Origin of the sequence: Halomonas sp. M20 (genome assembly GCF_020622265.1) — a bacterium.
GTDB lineage: Bacteria > Pseudomonadota > Gammaproteobacteria > Pseudomonadales > Halomonadaceae > Modicisalibacter.
This window is the reverse complement of record NZ_JACNMQ010000003.1, coordinates 178,007-200,461: the sequence shown is the minus strand read 5'-3', so window position 1 is coordinate 200,461 and position 22,455 is coordinate 178,007. Positions and strand designations below refer to the sequence as shown.

Annotated in this window: 18 protein-coding genes; 7 read left to right on the top strand and 11 right to left on the bottom strand. The window is 57.8% G+C overall.

The window, feature by feature from the left end:
- Window positions 1-58: 58 nt before the first annotated feature.
- The 5 genes from H7850_RS09820 (at window position 59) to H7850_RS09800 (ending at window position 3,243) form a co-directional block, all read left to right on the top strand.
- Complete coding sequence (locus H7850_RS09820; RefSeq protein ID WP_227369353.1) at window positions 59-1,027, top strand: DUF932 domain-containing protein; 969 nt, start codon at window positions 59-61, stop codon at window positions 1,025-1,027.
- 102 nt (window positions 1,028-1,129) lie between these two features.
- Complete coding sequence (locus H7850_RS09815; protein WP_147408791.1) at window positions 1,130-1,315, top strand: hypothetical protein; 186 nt, start codon at window positions 1,130-1,132, stop codon at window positions 1,313-1,315.
- A gap of 11 nt (window positions 1,316-1,326) precedes the next feature.
- Complete coding sequence (locus H7850_RS09810; protein ID WP_121174136.1) at window positions 1,327-2,064, top strand: ERF family protein; 738 nt, start codon at window positions 1,327-1,329, stop codon at window positions 2,062-2,064.
- A 59-nt stretch (window positions 2,065-2,123) separates the two neighbouring features.
- Entirely contained in the window at window positions 2,124-2,735 is a 612-nt protein-coding gene (locus H7850_RS09805; protein WP_121174137.1) for a lambda exonuclease family protein, read from the top strand.
- A gap of 10 nt (window positions 2,736-2,745) precedes the next feature.
- Window positions 2,746-3,243: a JAB domain-containing protein gene (locus tag H7850_RS09800; protein WP_121174138.1), complete on the top strand. Its 498-nt coding sequence runs from the start codon at window positions 2,746-2,748 to the stop codon at window positions 3,241-3,243.
- Between the two features lie 166 nt (window positions 3,244-3,409).
- On the opposite strand, the gene H7850_RS09795 is transcribed toward H7850_RS09800, so the two are convergent.
- From H7850_RS09795 to H7850_RS09745, 11 genes are all read right to left on the bottom strand, one after another.
- A complete protein-coding gene (locus H7850_RS09795) occupies window positions 3,410-4,108 on the bottom strand; it encodes a M48 family metallopeptidase (protein WP_227369352.1) in 699 nt (232 codons plus the stop codon).
- Window positions 4,108-7,476, bottom strand: a complete 3,369-nt coding sequence (locus tag H7850_RS09790; RefSeq protein ID WP_227369351.1) for a type I restriction endonuclease subunit R — start codon at window positions 7,474-7,476, stop codon at window positions 4,108-4,110. The genes H7850_RS09795 and H7850_RS09790 overlap by 1 nt, the downstream gene beginning before the upstream one ends.
- Before the next feature lie 74 nt (window positions 7,477-7,550).
- Complete coding sequence (locus H7850_RS09785) at window positions 7,551-8,777, bottom strand: hypothetical protein (RefSeq protein ID WP_227369350.1); 1,227 nt, start codon at window positions 8,775-8,777, stop codon at window positions 7,551-7,553.
- A gap of 40 nt (window positions 8,778-8,817) precedes the next feature.
- Window positions 8,818-9,912, bottom strand: coding sequence for a macro domain-containing protein (locus tag H7850_RS09780; RefSeq protein WP_227369349.1), 1,095 nt, complete (start codon window positions 9,910-9,912; stop codon window positions 8,818-8,820).
- Complete coding sequence (locus H7850_RS09775; RefSeq protein WP_227369348.1) at window positions 9,909-10,565, bottom strand: DUF4433 domain-containing protein; 657 nt, start codon at window positions 10,563-10,565, stop codon at window positions 9,909-9,911. Before H7850_RS09775 ends, H7850_RS09780 begins: the two co-directional genes overlap by 4 nt.
- Window positions 10,566-10,568: 3 nt before the next feature.
- Window positions 10,569-12,380 (bottom strand): DUF262 domain-containing protein, encoded by a 1,812-nt coding sequence (locus H7850_RS09770; RefSeq protein WP_227369347.1) that lies wholly within the window; start codon window positions 12,378-12,380, stop codon window positions 10,569-10,571.
- A 57-nt stretch (window positions 12,381-12,437) separates the two neighbouring features.
- Window positions 12,438-13,754, bottom strand: a complete 1,317-nt coding sequence (locus H7850_RS09765) for a restriction endonuclease subunit S (RefSeq protein WP_227369346.1) — start codon at window positions 13,752-13,754, stop codon at window positions 12,438-12,440.
- Window positions 13,747-16,179 (bottom strand): type I restriction-modification system subunit M, encoded by a 2,433-nt coding sequence (locus H7850_RS09760; RefSeq protein WP_227369345.1) that lies wholly within the window; start codon window positions 16,177-16,179, stop codon window positions 13,747-13,749. Before H7850_RS09760 ends, H7850_RS09765 begins: the two co-directional genes overlap by 8 nt.
- A 394-nt stretch (window positions 16,180-16,573) precedes the next feature.
- Window positions 16,574-17,233 (bottom strand): inovirus Gp2 family protein, encoded by a 660-nt coding sequence (locus tag H7850_RS09755; protein ID WP_227369344.1) that lies wholly within the window; start codon window positions 17,231-17,233, stop codon window positions 16,574-16,576.
- 318 nt (window positions 17,234-17,551) lie between these two features.
- Window positions 17,552-17,749 (bottom strand): helix-turn-helix transcriptional regulator, encoded by a 198-nt coding sequence (locus tag H7850_RS09750; protein WP_227369343.1) that lies wholly within the window; start codon window positions 17,747-17,749, stop codon window positions 17,552-17,554.
- Between the two features lie 52 nt (window positions 17,750-17,801).
- Entirely contained in the window at window positions 17,802-19,256 is a 1,455-nt protein-coding gene (locus tag H7850_RS09745; RefSeq protein ID WP_227369342.1) for a hypothetical protein, read from the bottom strand.
- 152 nt (window positions 19,257-19,408) lie between these two features.
- On the opposite strand from H7850_RS09745, the gene H7850_RS09740 reads away from it, so the two are divergent.
- Together H7850_RS09740 and H7850_RS09730 are read left to right on the top strand one after the other, a co-directional pair.
- A complete protein-coding gene (locus H7850_RS09740) occupies window positions 19,409-20,062 on the top strand; it encodes a hypothetical protein (protein ID WP_227369341.1) in 654 nt (217 codons plus the stop codon).
- A 795-nt stretch (window positions 20,063-20,857) separates the two neighbouring features.
- The gene (locus H7850_RS09730) at window positions 20,858-22,399 is read left to right on the top strand and encodes an alpha/beta fold hydrolase (RefSeq protein WP_227369340.1); all 1,542 of its coding nucleotides are present in this window, start codon (window positions 20,858-20,860) and stop codon (window positions 22,397-22,399) included.
- The last annotated feature ends 56 nt before the right edge of the window (window positions 22,400-22,455 follow it).

Sequence of the window (22,455 nt, the reverse complement as noted above, 5' to 3'; positions counted from 1 at the left end):
TCACCATTCCACACAGGCCGGCGATCTGCCGGCTTTTTTTCGTCTAGGAGGATTTCCCATGGCACACCAAATCGAGCAAATGGCCTACATCGGCGATACCCCCTGGCATGGCCTGGGCCAACAGCTTTCTCGCCACCAACCGCTGGAGGTCTGGCGGCAACAGGCGGGAATGGACTGGCACATCGATGAATCCCCGGTGCGTTTCATCACCGATGGTGCCAGCCACTTGGGCAGCATTTATTCCTTCCCGGAGCAAAAGGTGCTTTATCGCTCCGATACCAAGACTCCGCTGTCAGTGGTGTCCCAGCGCTACAAGGTGGTGCAGCCGGAGGAAGTGCTGGAGTTCTACCGCGATCTCACGGAATACGCGGGGTATGAGCTCGAGACGGCTGGCGTGCTCAAAGGGGGACGCAAGTTCTGGGCATTGGCCCGTAGCGGACTGGGAGGTGCCCTCAAGGGCCAGGATCAGGTCAACGACTACCTGCTGCTGGCGACATCCTGTGATGGCTCGTTGGCAACGGTGGCGACGCCGACTTCGGTACGGGTGGTCTGCAACAACACCTTGACCATCGCCGTGGATGGCATGGCGCAGGGAGTGAAAGTGCCACACAGCACCGAGTTTAATCCGCAGCGGGTCAAGCAGCAGCTGGGGATCTCGGTCTCGCAGTGGGACGATTTCATGTACCGCATAAAGACCCTGGCCGAGCGCAAGATCAGCCAGGCCGAGATGCAAGCGTATTTCCAGTCGGTGATCTGCAATACCGACGGCCCGCTGGACGACCCTTCCAAACTGCCTAATGTTCGCGCCTTGAATCGCGTCCAGAAGCTCTACCAGGGCGAAGGGCGTGGTTCACAACTGTGCACGGCGCAAGGCACCGCCTGGGGGCTGCTCAATGCGGTCACCGAGTACGTGGATCACGAGAAGCGCGCCCGCAGCAGCGACTACCGCATGGACTCTGCCTGGTTTGGCCAAGGGGCCAGCCTCAAAGACAAGGCGCTGGAGTCCGCGCTCGCACTGGTGTCCTGAGCCGCTTCTGGCCCTTTATCACGCCTGTCTATTTGTCTTTCCAACATTTCGGCATAGCGCCCGGCCCTTTCAGGCTGGGCGTCGCTGTTTCTGGAGGTATCGATGCAACCGCGTATGACGTTCGAGACCTGCCGCGCCCTGACCCAGCTGACGCGTCAACTGCTGGAGGCCGGTGAACACACGACGGATACCCACGTGCTGGCCGAGGGGCGTCTCTACCGCGTGGCCGTGTATCTGGAGCCGGTCCGTGCCGACCAGCTCGATGAAGTCATCAACCGCTATCGCTAACGGAGGCCGTCATGGCAACCCCTATCAACCCCAAGCCCCCCAAGCAGCCGCCAGAGGCGCAGTCCCATCAGGACAGTACGGCGATCATCCAGGTCATCGAGCGGGCCGCCCTCAACCCCGACGTCGACATCGACAAGATGGAGCGTCTGCTGCAGATGCAGGAGCGCGTGCTGGATCGCCAGGCATTGATGGCCTACAGCGCCGCCATGGCGGCCATGCAGACCGAGCTACCGAGCATTGCCGAGCGTGGTCAGGGCAACAACGGCCACTACGCCACACTGGAGGACATCGTCGATACCGTGCGACCCATCATGAAGCGGCACGGGTTCGCGGTGAGCTTCCGCATCCAGACCCAGGAGCGTGGCATCCAGGTGACCGGCGTGCTCATGCACCAGGACGGCCATCGGGAAGAGACCAGCATGCTGCTCCCGGCTGATGTCAGCGGTAACAAGAACGCCGTCCAGGCCTTCGGCTCCTCGACCAGTTATGGCAAGCGCTACGTTCTCTGCGCTCTGCTCAACATCACCACACGGGGACAAGACGACAACGGAGAGACCGCCGCCTCGGTCCAGTACGTCACTCGCTTCCAGGCGGGTCAGCTCAAGCAGCTGATCGCCGCCTGTCCTCCCGCAGCTCAGGAATGGTTCGTGGGCAAGTACGGCGATGCCGAGCAAGTGCCACGCAATGATTTCGACAAGCTGCGCGCATCTCTACAAAAACGCGCCTATCCCAGCGCTCAACATCACTAACCGGCCGCGAGGGGTTCCCCCTCGCGGTCTATGCCGCGTCATCGAAAAAGGAGACCGTCATGCAGATCCTGACACTCGATCAAGGCACACCCGAGTGGCATGCCGCTCGGCTGGGTATCGTCACCATGTCCGAGCTGAAGACCCTTCTGGTCAAGGGCAAGGGGCCGGGGGGCTTCGGCAGCGGGGCGCTGAGCTACATGCATCAGCTGATCGGCGAACGCATCACCGGCGAGCCCTCGGATGCCTTTCAAGGCAATGCTCATACCCAACGGGGCCATGCGCTGGAGCCGGTGGCCCGCGCGCTCTACAGCGAAGCAACGGGAAACACCCGGCTAGAGCAGGTCGGGATCATCCTCAATCATGGCGTGGGCTATTCCCCAGACTGCCTGGTGAACGGCAATGGCCTGGCCGAGATCAAGACCAAGCTGCCCAAGCATCAGATTGAAGTACTCCTGAATGACGAAATCCCCCAAGAGCATATCGCCCAGTGTCAGGGCGGACTGTGGGTCAGCGAGCGGGAATGGATCGATTTTGTCAGCTACTGGCCGGGGATGCCGCTATTCGTGAAGCGCATCTACCGAGACGAGGCGATGATCCGCACCATCGCCGAGCGAGTCGATGCCTTCCACGAGGAACTGGAACGCCGCATGGCACTGGTGATGGCCGCCTGAAGGAGAAATCATGAATCATCAAAAACTGATAGCCGGCGAAGTCGCCGGCACCTATCACGTCACCGAGGCGGTGACCGAAGGCGAGCTATTACAGATTGCGAAACGACTCGCCCGACGACGGCTGGCCAAGGGGCGCAAGATCAACCAGCCCAGACTCGCGATCGAATACTTGCAGGTGCTGATGCAGGACTATGAGCATGAGGTGTTCAGCGCCCTGTTCCTCGATAGCCAGCATCGCGTCATCCGCTTCGAGGAGCTCTTTCGCGGTACCATCGACGCGGCGAGCGTCTACCCCCGTGAAGTCGTCAAGCAGGCGCTAGCACACAACGCCGCCGCCGTGATCTTGGTCCACAACCACCCTTCGGGCGACGCTGCACCCAGCGACGCCGACCGGCGCATCACCCAACGACTGAAGGAAGCGTTGGGGCTGGTGGAAATACGGGTGATCGATCATGTGGTCGTCGGAAGCGAGGGATGTGAATCCTTTGCGGAGCTGGGGTATCTGTGACAGCGCGTCACGACATAACGCCGGCGCCACCCCAACGGAGTGGCGCCGGCTATTCGCGGCATCATTTATTTTTGGAAGCTGGCTGTTAATGGTTAAACATGCTTGACCACTACAGATACCAGCTCACTCAGCAAACCTGTAGCCTTGGGTTGTGGTTTACAGAACCCTAAACCCCCTCCACCTCGATTCCATGCCTCGCGAGCCAGCCTTTGCGCTGCTCATAGTCCGGCATGGCGCGTTCCAGGCGGCGCCAGAAGGCCGGAGTGTGGTGGGGCTCGTGCAGGTGGACGAGCTCGTGAACGATCACGTACTCGGCAATGTGGCGCGGCAATAAAATGGTCTTCCAATGGAAGTAGAGCTGATGGCCCTTGCCGCAGGAGCCCCAGCGGTAACCGAGGTCCTGGACTTTCACGCCAGCGGGTTCCAGTCCCATACGACGGGCATGCTCCTTGACCCTGGTGGTGAGCCAGTCGCTAGCACAGGTGCTGTACCAGCGGATGAAGTGTTTACGCGCATCGGGCAAGGCATCTTCGCGTAGCTGGAAACGACCTGCAGCGAGCTTGAGTGGGGCGTCCTGGGCGTCAGGGGGTACGCACTTCAGACGGTAACTGCGCCCCAGGTACAGGAACCCTTCGCCGTTGACGTACTCCTTTTGCGGCAACTGACGGCGTTGCTCGGCTTTCTGCGCCAGCTTCTGGTAGATCCAGGTGCGTCTCTCGATTACAAAGTCACGCAGGAGCTGCTCATCGGTGCCGACGGGTGCAGCGATGAGTAGCTCACCGTCGCGGTCCACGGTAATTTCCAGTGTCTTGCGGCGCGAACTCTCACGCACTTCGAAGGTAAGGTCGTCCACGACGAGCTGCATCACGCTTTCACTAGCTTATGGTGGTTGCTGCGAGCCAGGTCGAGGAGCCGTTCGGCGGTGGCCTCGGCCTGGTCCATCGGCACCAGGCTGCCCATCATCAGCTGGCTGAACAGGTGCTGCTTGAGGCGCTCCTGGTCCGGGATGTGGGACGGCTTCCAGAAGTCGGGAATGGCGATCTCGGGTTGGATCGTGGCCACGACCTCTTCGGTAGCGTCGAGCAGCGCCTGAGCGGTGGCCGGATCCAGACTCTTTGGTTCCAGGCCAGCGCTGGCCACCAACTCACGCCAGAAAGGCTCGGCGTGGGCGGGCATCTCGGGGATCGCCTCGCCATCGACACTGGCACCGTCACGCAACTGCTGTATCAGCGTCTTGAGCGCCTCCACCTGGTCGGCCCACTGACCATCGAGCTGATCAAGCAACTCCTCCAGGCGCTCGCTCAGGCGGCCGTACTTCACCGGATCCTCATCCAGGTGCTTGCGCACGTGAGAGCGTACCGCGTGCTCCATCTCCGAGGCCTTGGCGCGGTCGCCGGCCTGACGTCCCACATGTTGATCAAACTCGGCGTCGGTGAGCTGAACCGGTGGAATCTGCGGATCGATGCCCAGCGAGACCACGTAGTCGTCAATCAGCTTGCGTACCTTGTTGCCGGTATCGCGACCCAGCTCTGGGGTGTCCTTGTAGCGGTTGCGCGCCAGGGCATGAATATAGGCGAGTCGTTTGGCGTCGTTGACGAACTCCAGCCCCTCGGGGCGGGGCAATACATCGTCCAGGCCACGGTTGAACTCCTTGAGCTTGACCATGAACTCGGCGCGCACTCGCTCATCGCCAAGGGCCTGAACCGCCTCTTCAGCGTCGTCCAGGTCGTCCACGCCCTGGGAACGCAGCACATCGACCACGCGCAGGTGACGGTCGCGCAGCAGCGGGATCTCGTCCTTCAGGCTCTGCAGGGCGCCCTCGACATCTTCCTCGCTGTAGGCGGCCAGGGCCTCCTTGAGGTGGTTGGCCACGCCGAAGTAGTCCACCACGATGCCATGGGTCTTGCCGTGGCCGGTGCGGTTGACTCGAGCGATGGCCTGCAGCAGCTCCGCCTCGCGCAGCGAACGGTCTAGGTACATCACCCCCTCGATAGGGGCGTCGAAACCAGTCAGCAGCATGCTCTTGACGATCAGGAAGGCCAGCGGATCGTGCTTGGTCGCGTCCTTGGGTGCCTCGCCGTCGAGCGGAGGTAGCGGCTTCTTGAAGCGCTGGATGTGATTCTCGACGGCGGCACGATCGCTCCACCTGGCCCAGGCTGGGTCGTCGTTGTTGCCGCTGCTGAAGACCACGGCAAACTCCAGCTCGCGTAGCACCTTGCGGTAGCGCCAGGCCTGGATCGCCGCCTTGACCCGCGGCGGACGCATCAGCAGTTGGGTATCATCCAGCGCCTTGTCCTCAGGAGAGAGCGAGAGCGCCTCTTCCAGCAACTCGGCCTTGGCCTGTTCGAGGGCCTCGAAGTAGCGCAGGGCCGCACGGCGACTATAGGACACCAGTTGTGCCTTATAGCCATTGGGCAAGATATGGGTGACGTAGTGACGCAGGATGTCCTGGGCCTTCTCCTGAACCAGCTGCGGTGCCTCGAAGATCTGCCCCTTGGTGGCGTACTTCTGTTTGATCGCTTCCAGCTCTTCCTTGCTGTGATCGCGGAACAGGTCCTCGAACAGGCCATCGAGGCTGGCACCGTCCTTGATCGCCCCTTTGGCGGTACGTCCTTCATAGAGGATGGGTACCGTGGCACCGTCCTGCTCCGCTTCTTGGATGGTGTAGCGATCGATGTATTCGCCGAAGATGTCATGGGTACGCTTCTTGTCGCCCATAATGATCGGTGTACCCGTGAAGCCTATTCGTGCGGCATTGGGCAGGGCACGCATCATGTTGCCGTGCAGGTCACCGGCCTGGGTGCGGTGAGCTTCATCCACCAGGATCAGGATGTCCTCGCTGGTGTTGAGTACCTCGAAGGGCTCGCTGAGGGTCGGCTTCTTCGGGGAGTTATCGACCGTGGAAGCATTGGGTTCGGCGGCATCGCGACGGCCACTGTCCAGGCCCGGCGACGTAATGGCGTAGTTTTCGCCGGGCGCCTCGTCTTCGGTATCCGGGTCGCGGTATTTCTGGATAGTACCGAACACCAGGCCGGGGCCATCACGAGCCAGCAGCTTCTTTAGCTGGGTGGTGTTGCCGGCCTTCTCGACGCTCTCACCGGTGAGCTCGGCAGTGGCGGAGAGCTGGGCCTGCAGGTCCTTACGGTCGGTTATGACCACGACCTTGAAGCGGCGCAGGGTCGGGTCGGTACGCAGCTTGCGCACCAAGAAAACCATGGAAAGGCTCTTGCCGCTGCCCTGAGTGTGCCAGACGATGCCGCCGCGGCGGTCGGATTCGCCATCTTCGCGGCGCGTCTTGCCGTGCTTCAGCCGTTCGACCGCTCGAGTCACGCCACGATATTGCTGATAGCGGCATACCAGCTTTATCTCCTGGCCACCGTTGTTCATGAACAGGGTGTAGTGACGCACGATGTCCAGCAGGTTGGCCGGCATGAGCATACCGGTGATCAGGCGCTGCTGAGCGGAGAGGTCGGCCTCACCGAGCTTAATGGCTACCTCCGCCTCGCGCTGCGGTGCCACTGTCTTCCAGCTCAGGTAATGGGCGAAGCGAGCGCCGATGGTGCCCACCCGCGCTTCGTCGAAGTTGCTAGCCACCAGGAACTGGCTGGTGGCGAACAGAGCCGGTGCCCCCTCATGCTCCTCGACCTCGTTCTCCAGGAAGCGTTGGTCGTGATAGCGGCGCAGCTGGTCCACCGCATCGCTGAGGCCCTCCGGCACAGTGCGGCTCTTGCACTCCACCACCACCAGCGGGATGCCGTTGACGAACAGCACTAAGTCCGGGATGACATGGCCCTTGGCGCTATCGTGCCCGGGTGGACACTTCACCTTGAACTGATTGACCACCGTGAAGACGTTGTTGGCGGGCACTTCCCAGTCGATAAAGCGCAGCGTCTGGCCACGGCCGCCGTCCCAGCCCTCGAGGCCTTCCACCGCCAGGCCGTTCAGCAACAGCTCGGTGGCGAGCTTGTTGGTCTCCAGCACCTTGTTGGCCGGCAGGCGGGTGATGGCCGACACCGCCTGGTCCAGGCGCGCCTCGTCGAGCCAGGGCTCATCGTCGCGCAGGTTGATATTGCGCAGCCGCTCGCGCAGCAGCGGCTCCATCACCACCTGGGCGAAGTTCTCACGATGAGTGACGGCAGGATCGTCCCCCGAGCCGGTCAGAAACTCCCAACCCTGGCCCACCAGCTGGTCGATAAAGGGTTTCTCTACGCCTGTGTACTCGGGACCTGCCATTCCCTGGCTCCAATACGCGATGAAAGAATAGTGATGCTAATAGACATATCGTGCCGCGGGAAACCTGAAGACCGTTACCACTGCCTTCGCTGATGAGAGTAGGTGTAGCTGGTCACTTTCTCGATATCGGCAAACAGGGCATCAATGCCCTGATTCAGCGGATTCCCGGTTTCCAGCCTATGCTCAACCCAGGCCAGCCATTCGCTCAGCGATGCCTCCCCAATCATGGTGTCCGGGTCGAGATCGAGCTGCTTCAGGGCCAGCAAGAAATGACAGGCTCGTTCGTGACGCTGCCAGATATCCGCAAACTCTAGAAACCGCTGCCACTGATTGTCGTCGCGTTGTCGCGCCTGCTCAGCAAGATGGCGTTCATGCTCGGCAATTCTGGCGAGCCGCTCCTGCTCCAGCCGTTTCTGAGTTTCAAGCGCCATGATCGGCGCGGCCTGCGTTAGCGTATCGAAAATTTCAGGGAGACACGCTTCCAGCGTCACCTCATCCGTTTCCAGCCAGTCGTGCCTGAAGCCTTTAGGCAGATAGCGCTTGATCTCGAAGATCAGTTTCCCGGTCGGCTGCAGTTCCGGCTTCGAGTCTTTACCCTCATTCCAGCTCCAGTGCTTCTCCTCTTCCCTCAAGGGGCGACGAACCTGTCTGTTCTTCTCGCGAAGCTGGATGGGAATCACCTCCCCTTCAAGTTCGATAGCCAACTTCTTTCGGCCATCCTCGATAGCCCTGCCGCCTACCTTCTCTATGGCCTTGAAAAGGGTATCGAGAATACGCTGCCGGCGGCGATCCATCGAGGTAAAAGGAGACGGCGCCAAGCCAGGTAGATAGCTATGCCGAGCATCTTCCTTTCGTCTTTTATGATCTTCTAGCCAGCCGGCGATGATGCGGTGTGGTTTCCTCAACTGCTCCGGTACGCTCAAACCGGGTACTGACTTAGCAGACGCATCTTTCTTCGACTCAGGCGTCGATGTCGCCAATGGCTTGGCCTTTCTACCAGGCACCTTTGGTGTATCAGCTCGGGGGGATGTCTTGCGGCGAGATGGGGAAGGCTCTATGACTACGGTACTACTGGCATCGCTGGGTGCTGCGGGAAGCGGCGGACGAGTCACGGCCTTTCCAGCCGCCACTCGCGACCAGTGGCCTGCGGGAGGCGTGGGGATTCCAGCCTGATCGCAAAGGTCCTTTAGCCGTTGGCTTGCTACTCCGTACTCGCGAGCCAGATGACTCATCGGCGATGACCACACCTTTTCATATAGCCGTTCGCGATCGATACGTGTAACCGGTGCCTCTTCCGCCACGATCCCCTCCCTACCGTTCGAGGTCCGCTGTCATACCGCCCTACGACTCGGCAATCAAAGGTGCCTGAACACCGGCCCCACGCGTCAGTCGCTCCAGCGCCAGCGCGATCAGGCGGTCCGAGAACAGGCGCAGCTTGCGCTTGCCAGCCACATCATCAGGCCAGTGTCGTAGCCCTTCCTTGATCGCTTCGACGGTGGGCTCGATACGTTCCTGGCTGATCAGCCAGTCTAGTGTCGCCAGCACCTCCATTCCCAAGGGAGACTGGAAACCGTCGATCAAGGCGTCGACCTCCTCCAACACCTCGGCATAGGGCATGGCCTCGGCGCTGCGCAGATAGGCGTTGAGACGCTCCCGCCGGGACTCATCGAACCACACGACCTCGTCGGGAGCGGCGTCGTTGATGCGTTTCTCGCTGTGCAGGTAGCTGCCGTCCAGGCCATTAAGGAGATGACGCAGCCGGTCAGAGTAAGGGCCGTAGCGATGGGGCTGGAACTCGAGCAAGAGGGGATCCTCTAGGCCATGGGCGAGGATGCGATGCTCCAACAGCCAGGCGAGCTTCTGCACCTCGAGCAGCGAGCACTCGATGCCCAGCACCCAGTAGCGACGCACCAGCTCGGCCATTAGTGCACGCGCTGGCGTCAGCTTCTCCACCCCGCTGCGTTTGGCGACATTCTGATACTGAGGCGTGGGCTCGAACACCAGCACCCGAACGTCATCCAGCTCGCCCAAGGCTGCTTCGATGCGAGGCTTTACGTCGTCCCAGTTTAGCCCGCCGTTACCACAGCCCAGTGGCGGCAGGGCGATGGAGCGAATGCCTCGCTCGTGGATCACCCTCTTAAGATCTTCCAGACCGGCATCGATCCACTCCATTCGCGTTCTGGCACGCCAGTGCTGCTTAGTGGGGAAGTTGATGATCCAGCGCGGCCCCAGCAGCGCCTCCTGCTCGGTGACGAACATGCGACCGGTTACCACCTCCTGACGCTGGCAAGCGGCCTCGTAGGCGGCCAGGTTTTCGGGGAAGGCCTCCTTGAACATCAGAGCGATCCCCTTGCCCATCACCCCCACGGTGTTGACGGTGTTGACCAGCGCCTCGACGTCGGCCTCGAGCAGGTTGCCTTGGGTGTATTCAATCATGGGAAGAACCAGTTGGGTCGTGTCACCACCTTCAGCTGAAGATGCTGTGCCGCGATCTGCGCCTCGACAGCATCTCGCACCTGATCAGTATACGTGCCAATGCCAAGCAATGCCGAGGCCGGCAAATGGTGATGTACCAGCGCTTCGGCTTGGTAGCGATCCGTCTTGTCGGGATTTTCGAGGTCGCGCTTGAAGTCCTTGGCCTGCAAAAGGTCCCAGGGAACGAAATCCGCAAGATCCTCCAGCCGATCGCTGAACTCGGCATTGGCCAGGTAAGCATGCCGATCAGTGAAGAGAAAACTGATCCCGAGCTGCTCCAGATGCGGTAACGAACTCACCAGTACGACGATATCCTCGCGGTCCTGCCTTGGCACGCCATGGCCGGTGACGATGTTGTAGAGCATCATCGACGCCGGTGTGAAATAGAAAGGAATATAGTCGCTCAGCATGCCGCCTGGTGGCAGCAGCACCTCTCGCGTAGCCCGCCTATCGATCAACTCCTGCTTGCCGATGGTAACGAAGCCCGGATCCTGCTCCTCGGCCGACCGGCAGTAGAGCCCATTCTCCAGCAACCACGGCAGGTTGTCGCAGTGCGTGATGCGAAAGATCAGCGCCTTTCGAGGATTCAGGCTGCGCGAGAGGTCATTGGCCATGGTTCAGTCTTCCCCTTCCTCATCGGCACCGGCCAGTGGCTTCTTGCCCATGGCCTTCTCGATGATCTCCAGCAGGCGGTTCTTGCGCTGCTGGTAGAAAGCATGGAAGTCGTCGGCGCGCAGGGCCCCGGTCGGAATGCGGTGGCCTTCGAGGATGTCGTTCATCGCCTCGTCATCGAGCTGGACCTGCTTGTGGTCCTGCAGGCGCGCCAGGTACTCGGACGGCGCATCCCCGCCGATCATGCGGTTGGTGCGGGCGGAGATCGGCGTCTTGTTGATGATGGCGTCGTAGACGCGATAGGACAGCCCCTGAGCCTCGCACCAGGCTCGCGGGAAGATATGGTGGATATCCAGCGCGACGTCCTGTTTATCCAGTTCCTGTATATCGCCCTTCCAGAAGAAGTCCTTGGCCCCTTCGCGCAGGATCAGCACGTTGATGCCCTTGTAGGCGGCGCTGTTGCGGCTGCGCAGCGACTCCAGGCGGGTGGGATCGAAGGAGGCGTCGATCACCGTGCGTGGCAATTCGGCGTCATCCTCGAACCAGTTCATCAGCTCCTCCAAGTCCAGGGCTATACGAGTATCAACGGAACCGCCGTAGAGCTCGCCCAGCACGCCGCTCCAGAACCAGCGTGAGAGCTTGGCGTGAATACGGGGTTCGCGCCAGCGGTTTCCGAGCAAGGTGAACACGGCGGCGAGGGGTACCAACTGGGTGGCGTAGGGCAGCTCGCGGCGGCTGTAAAAACACTCGCCCTTGAGGAAGTAGGCCGCCTCGATGAAGCCTTTCTCCACGGCGTCGGCCCAGCGCCGGTACGCCTCGAGTGGCAGGTCGAGCACCGAGGCACGCTTGGCGCTGACCGGGCGAACCTGCTTGCCGGTCTTGCCGGCGGCCAGATCCTCCTGCTTGCGTTCATGGGTATGCAGCAAGGTGATGGCCTGGAGCAGGTCAGTGCTCTCGACATCCGCCAGTAGCTCGTGCTCCTCGAGGCGGGCCTTGCGCGAGGGCACATCGCGAATATCGGAGCCGAACCAGTCGTCGCGCAGATTATAGCCCTCCGCCGCATAGCTGGCAGTAATCAGCTCGAAAACCGAAAGCTGGACGCCGCCGGTGTTGACCTTCTCGAACACCAGGCAGACCGCCTCCTTGGAGGTCTCCTTCTTCAGCTCGATGACCGGCAGCTGATATGAGCGGAAGGCGTTGATGACCTCCTTGCGAAACTTCATGTAGCTGCCGAAGTTCTCGGGGGCGTACTCCTGCAAGGCTTCCTCGAAGTCATCGGAGTTGATGATCTGGTCGCAGGGAAAGAACAGCTGCTCGCACTCCAACTGGCGGGTGGAGAGGTCCAGATCCACGTCTCGGCCGAAGTTGCTGCGCTTCTGGCGGCTCTCGTCCACCGCCACCACGGCATCCTCGAGGCGATCCTCGCCCTCCAGGGCGATGCGAATGTCGAAGTAGTAGTGGCGCCGGACCTTCTTGCCCTTGGCGGTGCGGGTATCCACCGGGGCATCCAGGCCTACCGCCTGGGTCAGGCTGGTAAGGCGCTGCTGGCCGTCGAGGATCAGGTGGTCCGGATCCTTGGTCACGGTGTTGGGGTCGATGCCCTCCACCGGCCGGGTCTGGAAGCGCACCTCGCCGCCGGTTTCCATCAGCATCACCGCGCCCACGGGGAAGGAGCGGGCGATGCTGACCAGCAGGCTCTTCACGTGGTCGTCGTCCCACACCCAGCCGCGCTGGAAGTCAGGGAGCTGGATCTTGCCGGTGGTGATGTCCTTAAGCAGCTCGGGTAGCGAGCGCTTTGTGCTATCGAAGGTGGTCATGGCGGTTCCCTGTGCGATGCGGTTCTGGAGTCGTGATGTTGTTGTAAGGGCCCCGGTCTATGCCGGGCTTGTGGCCTGGGCCTGGTCGAGCAGCGGCGTGACGCGGACGCGGCCTGTAAGGAGGTCGTCCATTAGGCCAGCCTTATCAGCTGATAACTTGGATAGCTGGCTTCGATACACTCGAGTCTTCTTCTCCAAAGACTTATAGATTTTGGTAACTCTCTCTACCTCTTGAGGAGGGGGGGAAGGAACGATAAAGTCACAGACATTTCCCGAGGTGATATGAGGGATGGCTGTATGGGTCTTCACGTTATCAATATGTGAAAGAAAGCGGTCGCTACATATATTCATGTAGAGATAGGTGCCGTCAGCAGGATTGGATCTTAGCCTGATTACCCGCTGAACAAGGAGGGATGGAACATCTTCGCCTGTCAAAATGGCTTTGTTTTTTCCGACCAGCGCACCATCCATTCCCACAACAATATCTCCTTCATTCAAAGCATACCGAGAAACACTCGGATCGTTTGATGGCCATCTCTCCGTTTTGGATTCCTCCCACCTAACCCTGCCTCTTGTCACGTTAAGCCCTCGAAGCAACCGCACCCCCTGAGAAGATCCTGTGAAACGCGAGCTTTCGAAAGCTGGTCCCACTAATGGCTCAGCGACTTCCCCCACTGTAGATATGTCCCAGCTTTTAGGGATGGGACCCAGCACTGACTCCTTGTAGAGCTCCGGTGCCTGCTCAGGACTGGGGCGGAGCCGGCCGCTATCGTCAATGCCACGGGTCAGCAGGTCGTGGAGTAGGCCCTCCTTGACCTTTTCCAGCTTGGCGATCAGCGCCTCGGTCTTCTGGATTTGGGTGTCGAGGGTGTCGAGGATGCGGGCGATAAGTCGCTGCTCTTCCTTTGGAGGTATTTCGAGGGGTAATGCCTCCACGTCAGAGTTTTTCAGGTTGTTGATGGCGCTGCCGGCTAAAATTATGTCTAGATGTCTTCTATAAGCGTTCGACTGAAGGATATAGGAGACAAATTTTCCGTCTGCATGAGGAAACGGTCGGAAAATTGAGCAAAATGCACCGACTGTGCACGGCGCCGCATTGCCCACGATTCGACCTGACTTTCCAACCAGCGCCTTAGACCCGTTGGACATGCATACGGCAATATCATCGTGTTTAGCCAGCTGGCCTTTACTGACAATGTGTGAAGGTATCAGCTGGATATTGTCAAAATTTACCTTCCCATCCCTTATGTTGTTGGACCTGAGAAGGATGACTGTTTCAGGCGAAATCAAGCTTTGGAGTTGATTGGGTGTGTACGACACCCCTCTAACCCCGTTAGCCAGTTCTCCAAGACTGCCATGCTCCCACTCAAACATACCCCAGCCCTCCCAGATACTGCTGCAGCTCCTTGGCGGCGGCATCGCGCTCGGCCTCGATATCGGACAGCGTCACCCGGTACTTGTCCCACCAAGTCTCGAAGGCGGCGATCACCTGCTGGCGCTGCTGGCGGATATAGGACTCAAGGATGCCCTTGAGGTCGTTATGCAGAATGGTGCCGACCAGCTCGGCGGCGTTGGGTTCGTCCAGGGCGTCCACGGCGGCGTTGAGGTGCGTCTCGAAGCTATTCACCTTGGCCTTGTGCTGCTTCTTCACCTGGGTGCGTTCGCTCTTCCAGTTTTTGATCTGCTCTGGCGTCGGAGGCGTCGGAGCATCGTCGTCCTCGCTATCGCCCGACACCGCTTCCTCGCCGTCATCCCCCTCCGGCTTGGCCTCGGCGGCCTTGATACGGGCGTCCAGCTCGGCCTTGCGGGCGGCCAGCTCCTCCAGCTCGGCCACGTATTCCTCCAACAGGAAGTGGACCAGGCGGTGATCCAGCGGGTTGACCTTGCTCTGTTCGTCTTCCAGCAGGCTCGCGATACTGGTGCGCCAGGCGTCCACCACGCCCAGGCAGCCGCGGGCCTGCAGGGTGCGGAACTCGTTCTTGTTATCGAACCAGAAGCCGGCGATGATGCCGCGCACCGCGAAGCGGTCGAGCATGGCGGTGGCGTCCAGCGCTGTGGTAAAGCTTTGAAGCAGTTCATCACGCAGCCCGGTAAGCCGGCCCTGCTGATTACTCAGCGAGGTAATGCTGCTGCCGTGTTCTCGCCACCAGGCTTCGAAGGCCTGCATGACCCAGGCCTCTTTCTGCTGCAGGCCCGTATTATTCTCGATGGCGGGCTTGAGATCGCGCTTCTCATCCAGCCGCTCGGCGAAGTCCACGTAGTCGGCGTCATTCGCTCGCGGCATTAAGAGCGCCATGGGATCGAGCCCCTGGGCGTCGAAGAGCGGGCGCCTGGCGTCGATCTCGGCCATCGGTACGCCACCCTTGAGGTGGGCGCGCACGTCCTGCGGCTCCGGCGACGGCGTGTTGTCAGCGTAGCGGCGGATGTTGAGGTTGTAGTCGTTGTCGCGCAGCTCCGCGATGGGTACCACGCGAGAGAACCCCGGCTCTTGGGCAAAGGCCTCGAAGGTGCTGGAGATCTTCTCGATGTGCTCCGGCAGCAGGTGGTTCTGGGCGCGGCCCTCGTAGTATTCGCGGTCGGCGTTGATGAACAGCACCTTACCCTGGCGCTCCTCGGGTTTGGCGCCCTTGGCGCGCAGCACCAGGATGCTGGCCGGGATGCCGGTACCGTAGAACAGGTTGGGGGCCAGGCCGATCACCGCCTCCACCAGGTCGTCCTCCAAAAGACCGGCGCGGATACGCTTCTCGTCGCCGCCGCGGAACAGCACGCCGTGGGGCATGACGGTGGCCAGCATGCCATCGGCCTTGAGGCTGGCGACCATATGTTGCAGGAACATCAGGTCGGCCTTCTTGGCACCTTCCGGCACGCTGCCGTAGTGGAAACGCTCGGGGAACTGCTGGCTGGGGGTATAGCCAATGGAGAAGGGCGGATTGGTGAGAATGCGGTCGAAGTGCATCAGTTCACCGCCCTCGATATGCTGCGGATCGGTGAGGGTATCGTCGTTGCGCAGGTCGGCGCTGCCGATGTCGTGCAGCAGCATGTTCATCTTGGCGATGGCCCACACCGAGCCGGACGCCTCCTGACCGAACAGATTGAGCCGGCGTGGATCGCCGCCCTGCTCCTCCAGGTACTCCTTGGCGTGAATCAGCATGCCGCCCGAGCCCATGCAGGGATCGTAGACGCTGTGGTCCTCCTGCGGACCCATCAGTCGCACCATCATGCGAACCACCGGGCGCGGGGTATAGAACTCGCCACCCTTCTTGCCGGCGGAGTCGGCGAAGTCGCGGATCAGGTACTCGTAGGCGGCGCCGAGCAGGTCGGGGAACTCGAAGTCCTCGTTGCGCAGCCGGTACTCGCTGAAATGGACTATCAGCTCGCGGAGCTTCTTGTCCGGTAGGGTGGTGGAGCCGACCTTGCGGGTGAAGTCGATGTGCTCCAGCACCCCGGCGAGGCTGGTGTTGTGCTCTTCCAGGCCGGCCAACGCCTTGTTCAGCGCATTGCCGACGCCCTGGTGGGCCTCTTTCAGCAGGTAAGGCCAACGCGCCTGCTCCGGCACGTAGAAAGAGGCCTTGTACCAGCTCGGCATCTCGATGAGATTGGCGATCTCGATATCGCTCTTGCCGGCCTGCCTCAGCTGTTCGCGGACTTCTTCCTGGCGTTGCTCGAAAACGTCCGAACAGCGCTTGAGGAACAGCATGCCGAAGATGTACTCCTTAAACTCCGAGGCATCCATGCGCCCACGCAGAATGTCCGCCGCCTTGAAGAGGTGCCGTTCCAGCTGATTGAGGGTGAGGATCATGTAACGCTTGCTTCCTGTATTCGGTGAGCGGCTGACTTGAATGGCCGCGATTATAGCCGCCTATCTCACCAGAGTTGACGCGTGAAGGCCATGGGCTGACAAAGAGAGCATCCAGCAATCCTGGAGGCAGGTTCTGAGCGCCAGGCACGCATTGGCTTGCTGAAGCCCAACCGCCTTCGATAACCGCTTAACGTCGATATAGCCGCTGAACCACTGAACCGTCCCATTGAGCAGGTAGTCTTGGACAACGCGCTTTATCGTGGTTCGCAGAAAAATGTAGTGACAGGTAATCTGCCCTGCCCATTCCACATACGGCTCGGGCAGCCATGGCACCACGGCATCCACCTGAGGCGGGAACTGCTCGCAGCGGGTGGTCTTCTTCTTGTTCTAGTGCTCAGTCCCGACTGGTATCAAACGCCCGCAGCCCTAGACCGTAGTGTTTCGTATCAGCCTTGCACATGTAAGAAGCTCGGTAGAAGGCTTTCTGAAAGTGGCCCACATTCCCCCTGTCGACCCAGTACGCCGGGTTAGCTGGCACATGTATCCAAGGATCCTCCGGATTCCATTCCACACCTAACGCGCTGTACCAGGCACGCGAGATACGGTTGGAGAGGTTCTCGTTAGACGAGCATGCTCTCCCGGGCATGTGGTAAGCATCGCGATTGAGGATCAAGAAGAAGTGATAGTGCAGCTTGCCATTGGTACCGACCTCCCGACACCAGACGTAGCGGACCTTGGTATCCGGCACCCAGCCGCTCCGACACTTCCGTGTCCTATCGTGCTTGATGATGGCTTTCAGGGAAGCGATGAACCGCTTGATAAGGAGCTTGTGGTCTTCCGACGTCATCCTGTCGCTGATCACGGTAGGAATAACCGGGTCAACCCGAAAAGCCATCACTCGAGGGTAATCGCTCATGGCTTTCTGCAGCGTAGCGTGGAGCACCTCAAGGTACTCGGCCACCATCGGCAAGGATTCCATCTGAACCCCTAGGCCGTTATATGAATTGTTGTAATGTAAGTGCAGGTTGGAGTTGGAAGGGTGTCGCTGTGGCATTTCATATCTCCAGTGGGATGGGCAAACGCCATGACCGGCAAAGCATGGACGTTTGTTTTAGGCACGGTGGATCCTCCAGCTGTCTGCTAGATCCATAGGGCCATGTGTGAGTATTCCCCTGTTTCGCCCCTTGCTAAGTTAGGTACGGGCCTTGAGGCCCCATGCTTTATTTAACAGGGAGGGTAAATAAATAATAATTAAACAAGGGTCGAAAATACTGACTTAGTTCTCAACACTGCAGGCAGCATGTGATGATGAGGGTAAAAAGCGGTCGGTTTTTTACTCTTACATTAAACCAGTAAACTGCACCGATGCACACTAAAAGACTTCTTCATTCCTCTCTTCGATGCTGGCCTGAATCCAGCCATCTATCTCGGTTTCAACCCATGCCACAGCTCGAGCACCAAGTTTTATTGGCCTTGGAAATTTTCCCTCGCTGATATATTTGTAGATCGTAGACCTAGCAAGCCCAGTACGGTCCATGACGTCTTTGATACGGATTAGCTTCATACTCATGCTGAACTCCTGTCAGTTCCTCATGAGATGTAGCCATCTAGTATTTTTTACGTCATACTCCGCCTTCTTTTACCAAAAGCTTCAGTTCTTCTGGCAATGAAAGGTCAACCCACTCGCCAGCCAAAAGCTGTGTATGTAAACGAAAAACTCCATCAGAAGGAAGAAAGCGAGATTTTATTTGCCACCTTTCTTCCCCCTCATTACTAAAGCAGCATATCGAGAAAACTGCATCAGCAAGGCGAAAATCAGAATCTTTCTGATGCTCTGCAACCCGCAAGTCATGCTGCAATTGGACCGCCAAGTGATGAGACAAATCATAAACACATCTGCATAAAGAGCTATTTGAGTGAGGTTCAACATTTTCACCCTCCACGCCTAGAACATAATAAAGGTCATAACTTATTGCCTCCATCACCGAATCGATAGGAGAACTGGGTTTTCTTCGAGAACCCTCAATATCTCGCCAGTAGTTAGAAAGCAGCATCATGGCATAGCTATATATATGCGCCTTAAGGATCGGCCCCATACCTAATTTATCAGCTCTTAGCAGATCAGCCTTTGCTGGTAACACCGCTTTTCCTGAGGGAAGAAGAGACATAGCATTCATTCTAAGCTCTTGGTACGCGCTGCTATAGCGTGCTTCAAGTGATACAAGTCTTTTTAATTCCTCTAGGCTTTCTGCGCCCCCTTTCGGTGCACATGCTTTCTTGATGTTTTTATGCATTGTGTCAAAGTTTTCCGCTAAATAACTCACAACGAAGGCGGCCTCATATATCCCCGAAATAAAATTGGAATCTCCTGGACGTCTTGCGGGGAGATACGTGACTGTTAGGCCGAGGGAGGCGTCACCAAGCAAGAGTGAGTGCGTGAGGTCAATAAAGTACACGGAACGCATGCGAACACCCTCTTTGCTAAGCAGCATGCCCGGTTGATGCCTAGCAATGACCCCGAGCTTCTTGAGCTTGGATAGCTGACTTTTCAGCCTTTCCCGTGTCATCCCGGTGACTGCTTGAAGATGTCCATAACTCAGGCCTCTGACAATCCCTGGTGTCTCTGCATGAGCCAAAAGAACGGCTAGAAGCCAATAGGTAGCAGGAGCCAATTTTTTAGCTCGATCCGCCCCTGTCATTAGGTTGCTGGCTTTTTCCTGAGTCGATGCTCTGCAGACCATGGCATGAGAACAAAGAGCCTCTATCACGGGCTGATGAGGAGTATCAGGTGGCGGCGTTTCATCTAAACGGTTACGGAAACCCAGTGCAATGCGGTGGCTCGACAAAGGGCGTCCTCTACCATGGCGAACGGACTCATATATTAGGTAGCCATGTCTTTTTAACCACTCAAGAGCCGGCTTGGCCTGCCGTGTCGTTATACCCAAGAGGCAATAAAGGTCTTGGAGCGGGCACGTCAGCGCCTGATCAAGTCCTGTAACCCTTGACCACTGAAGAAGAAGCCAGCGCGCTTCGGGGCCTAAATCAGGGTCTGTATGGCAGAGCAAACGCGTATCCATGAGCGCAGTGTATCATAGCTCTGGCATTTTACATCCGAAATAAACCCTAGCCACCTACCAACCAATCACTAGTATGCGTACTAGTGATTGATAAGCGTACCCCCTTATGGTATCCATATAGATGGCATTCAGCGTCCCTATAAAGGTCACAAATGGAAGATTCAAACTTAAGCCAAAACTCCCTATTTTCCTGGATAGACACAGAATCTCCAGAACAGAGCTATTGGATAACCAGCTATATCTCCAAGAAAAACCTGTCTGCGGCATTATTTGGAGACTCCTTCCACGCCAACCCATTTAACATAATTAACCTCCTATACAATAATCAGCATGATGCTAGATACCGAGAATTAACAAAAGAGATGCGGAATGCCTGGAACCAAAAAAAATACCGCGAACGAAACGGAAAACAAGTAAGCTTTCAGCTCCCTAACAATGTTGCAAAAAGCTTGGAAAAAATCGCCAAAAGAAACAATCAGTCAAAAACACAGGTACTTTGCGACATAATCAAAAACACAGAAAAACAGAGGCGGCATGAAAATAAAAAACACAAGGAACAAATAGAAAAACTGCAGAACGAAAAGTATAATGTTGAAACCCGCCGGAATAGAGCCATTGACACCCTGTCAAAATTTCTTGTAGAGGAGATTGTCAATAGATGCAAACATGAGAGCACAACGGGAGCCCCGCAAGAAAAAGAACTAGTTCTCAATAGAATAGAGGAAATCGAAAACTCTACTCTTGAAATGAAAACCTTAAGAGCAGCGGCCCCCGATTTAAGGTCATACCTTCCTTATTATAAATAACAATGTTTAACGGCACTCTAAGCCATCCAACAAAAGATGATGAAAATTATTTAAACCACAGGCCCCGGGGGGTCAATACGACATTTAACCATCCATAACTAGACCATCTTGAGCAAGTGTATGCCCCCGTAAAGGAGTGACTCGGTACGCGGTAATACATCTAAAACTCTTGTCCCTATTATTCACCTATAAGACCTATCGCCGCCTAGCCTTTTAGCACTCGGAGCAGACGTGCGCTTGCAATTTTGCAGTACGATTCATTCGTTCCGCCGGGCCACTAATATAGAGGTGAAAGGGATCGTCAGCCGATGCTCGATATCATGTTTTATCAAACCCCGTCGAAAAGGGGCTGTGTGAAAACAGCCTCCTAAGCTGGCAAGATAGCCGTGAACTCACCCGTTCACGGCTATTTTTGTATGCGACACCTACAAGGACAGCCTCGCAGCCAGATCTCGTTGCTACCGCCCAGCATTGAGGAATATATCCCGGAAGATCATCCGGTACGTGTCATTGATGCCTTCGTAGAGTCCCTAGACGTCATCGACATGGGGTTCGACAAGACGCACACCGCCGATACCGACCGGCGCCCTGCTCAAGCTCTACATTTACGTGTAACGAAAACTGGCAGTCTACGATAAATTCCAGCGGCTAGCTTGAGGGTAGACTAGCTTACACACTGATATTGTTCAATTATTCCTATAGCTCAATAAATTTTTGAACAAGCTACCTGTTATAACTATGGTTATTAGATGACTACTTCGCAAACCTTCCACCCTATTTACACTGAGGTGTAACATGCGTGCACATGGTTATAAAACACGATTTATTAAATACATAAGTGCTGGATGCGCATTAACTGCAGCATCCCTAATCGCCACATCAGCCATTGCGCAGATAAAGTCCGAGCACTCAAGACTAGAGAGCAGTGGATGCGCTACCCGGGCCCTCTCAGACGCCGGTGCGCAGTGCTATACGCTGTACACAGAAGAGAATCATGACCATCCGAACGGGACGACCATCGAAGTCCCCGTAGCGGTCCTCCCATCCGACTCGCAAGGGCAAGAGAGATCGCAGAAAACACCGGCATTCTTTTTCACCGGTGGGCCGGGCGCATCCATGCTCGCTGCTCCAGAGCTTATCAGGCAATATCGCAAGGATGTCGGGGCACGCCCCCTAGTGGTGTTCGATTACCGGGGGATGAACCACTCCCAACCAGCCTTAAAGTGTCCCGACTACGCCAATGTGTCGACCTACCACGACATCATTTTTTCGCCAGCGATTTCCGGTTCACTGAGTACCACCGAGCGCATGCGTAGCATTGCTGACGCTGTCCAGCGCTGCTACCAGAAGCTGGAAGCCGAAGGCAGCGACATCTCACAGTACAACTCCTATACGATCGCCCAAGACGTGGAGGCGATTCGAGAAGGCCTCGGCTATGACTCGATCAATGTCTACGGACGCTCGACGGGCGGAGGCACAGCGCTCCAATACATGCGCTACTATCCGGAGCATGTTCGCTCGGCGGTACTCGTCTCGCCGTGGTACACCAATTTACGCAATCGCGCGCCCATCGATGAATTTTACACGGCCAAGCAAAAATACACGGACATCCTAGGCTTGTGCGTGCGCCAAAACGAACAGTGTCAGCACACCGTGCCGGCATGGTTTCTAGCGATCGAACGTGCCCGGCGCGCGCTGGATAGCAAGCCTTACGTCAAGACGTTGAAGGCGGGCACCAACGATGAGGAAACGCATTATTTCGATGGCGTGGCCTTTTTGCACACCCTCTACATCACTTTGCCAAGCATGTACGAGGATCTGCCGCGGGTTGTTTCCGAGGTCCAGGAAGGCGACTACGGGTCGCTCGATGAATTCTTCCGCATCGACACTTTTAAACCTGAGACTGAGGCGCCGAGTTACGCGCTAGGCTACTTTCTCGCCAATACGTGCAATGACATGGGCGCGAATCGCCCAACCAAGGCAGATTCACGCGCTATGCTCGAGCGTGAACCAGCGCTTTTGGGGTTCGAACAGCCTTGGGTATGCGCGTGGTGGGGTACAGATGGCGCCGTACCGAAGGAAAACAGCCAGCGCTTTGAGTCCGATACGCCGGTGCTATCTATCCATGGCCAGATGGACCCTTGCTGCGGTATTCGGTGGGGCCAACATCTCGCCGAGTCGTTTGAGAACATTCAGGTCGTTGAACTTCAGGGGCATGGCCATACCCCAGACAGCGAGTGTGGAACCACGATGATGCAAGGCTTCCTGAGGGACCCAAACGCCCCCGTGGATGACAGCTGCAAGAAGAACAACCCGCTTGAGGCCTGGAAGCTTTGAGAGTCAGCGCCCCTGGCTGACCGATGGTTATGCGTGGTCAACCTGCCATGGACCAT

Bases quoted from the DNA above. Each gene is read 5' to 3' on its own strand.
- H7850_RS09820 (WP_227369353.1), top strand. From the start codon at position 59: ATGGCACACCAAATCGAGCAAATGGCCTACATCGGCGATACCCCCTGG.
- H7850_RS09815 (WP_147408791.1), top strand. From the start codon at position 1,130: ATGCAACCGCGTATGACGTTCGAGACCTGCCGCGCCCTGACCCAGCTG.
- H7850_RS09810 (WP_121174136.1), top strand. From the start codon at position 1,327: ATGGCAACCCCTATCAACCCCAAGCCCCCCAAGCAGCCGCCAGAGGCG.
- H7850_RS09805 (WP_121174137.1), top strand. From the start codon at position 2,124: ATGCAGATCCTGACACTCGATCAAGGCACACCCGAGTGGCATGCCGCT.
- H7850_RS09800 (WP_121174138.1), top strand. From the start codon at position 2,746: ATGAATCATCAAAAACTGATAGCCGGCGAAGTCGCCGGCACCTATCAC.
- H7850_RS09795 (WP_227369352.1), bottom strand. From the start codon at position 4,108: ATGCAGCTCGTCGTGGACGACCTTACCTTCGAAGTGCGTGAGAGTTCG.
- H7850_RS09790 (WP_227369351.1), bottom strand. From the start codon at position 7,476: ATGGCAGGTCCCGAGTACACAGGCGTAGAGAAACCCTTTATCGACCAG.
- H7850_RS09780 (WP_227369349.1), bottom strand. From the start codon at position 9,912: ATGATTGAATACACCCAAGGCAACCTGCTCGAGGCCGACGTCGAGGCG.
- H7850_RS09775 (WP_227369348.1), bottom strand. From the start codon at position 10,565: ATGGCCAATGACCTCTCGCGCAGCCTGAATCCTCGAAAGGCGCTGATC.
- H7850_RS09770 (WP_227369347.1), bottom strand. From the start codon at position 12,380: ATGACCACCTTCGATAGCACAAAGCGCTCGCTACCCGAGCTGCTTAAG.
- H7850_RS09765 (WP_227369346.1), bottom strand. From the start codon at position 13,754: ATGTTTGAGTGGGAGCATGGCAGTCTTGGAGAACTGGCTAACGGGGTT.
- H7850_RS09760 (WP_227369345.1), bottom strand. From the start codon at position 16,179: ATGATCCTCACCCTCAATCAGCTGGAACGGCACCTCTTCAAGGCGGCG.
- H7850_RS09755 (WP_227369344.1), bottom strand. From the start codon at position 17,233: ATGCCACAGCGACACCCTTCCAACTCCAACCTGCACTTACATTACAAC.
- H7850_RS09750 (WP_227369343.1), bottom strand. From the start codon at position 17,749: ATGAGTATGAAGCTAATCCGTATCAAAGACGTCATGGACCGTACTGGG.
- H7850_RS09745 (WP_227369342.1), bottom strand. From the start codon at position 19,256: ATGGATACGCGTTTGCTCTGCCATACAGACCCTGATTTAGGCCCCGAA.
- H7850_RS09740 (WP_227369341.1), top strand. From the start codon at position 19,409: ATGGAAGATTCAAACTTAAGCCAAAACTCCCTATTTTCCTGGATAGAC.
- H7850_RS09730 (WP_227369340.1), top strand. From the start codon at position 20,858: ATGCGTGCACATGGTTATAAAACACGATTTATTAAATACATAAGTGCT.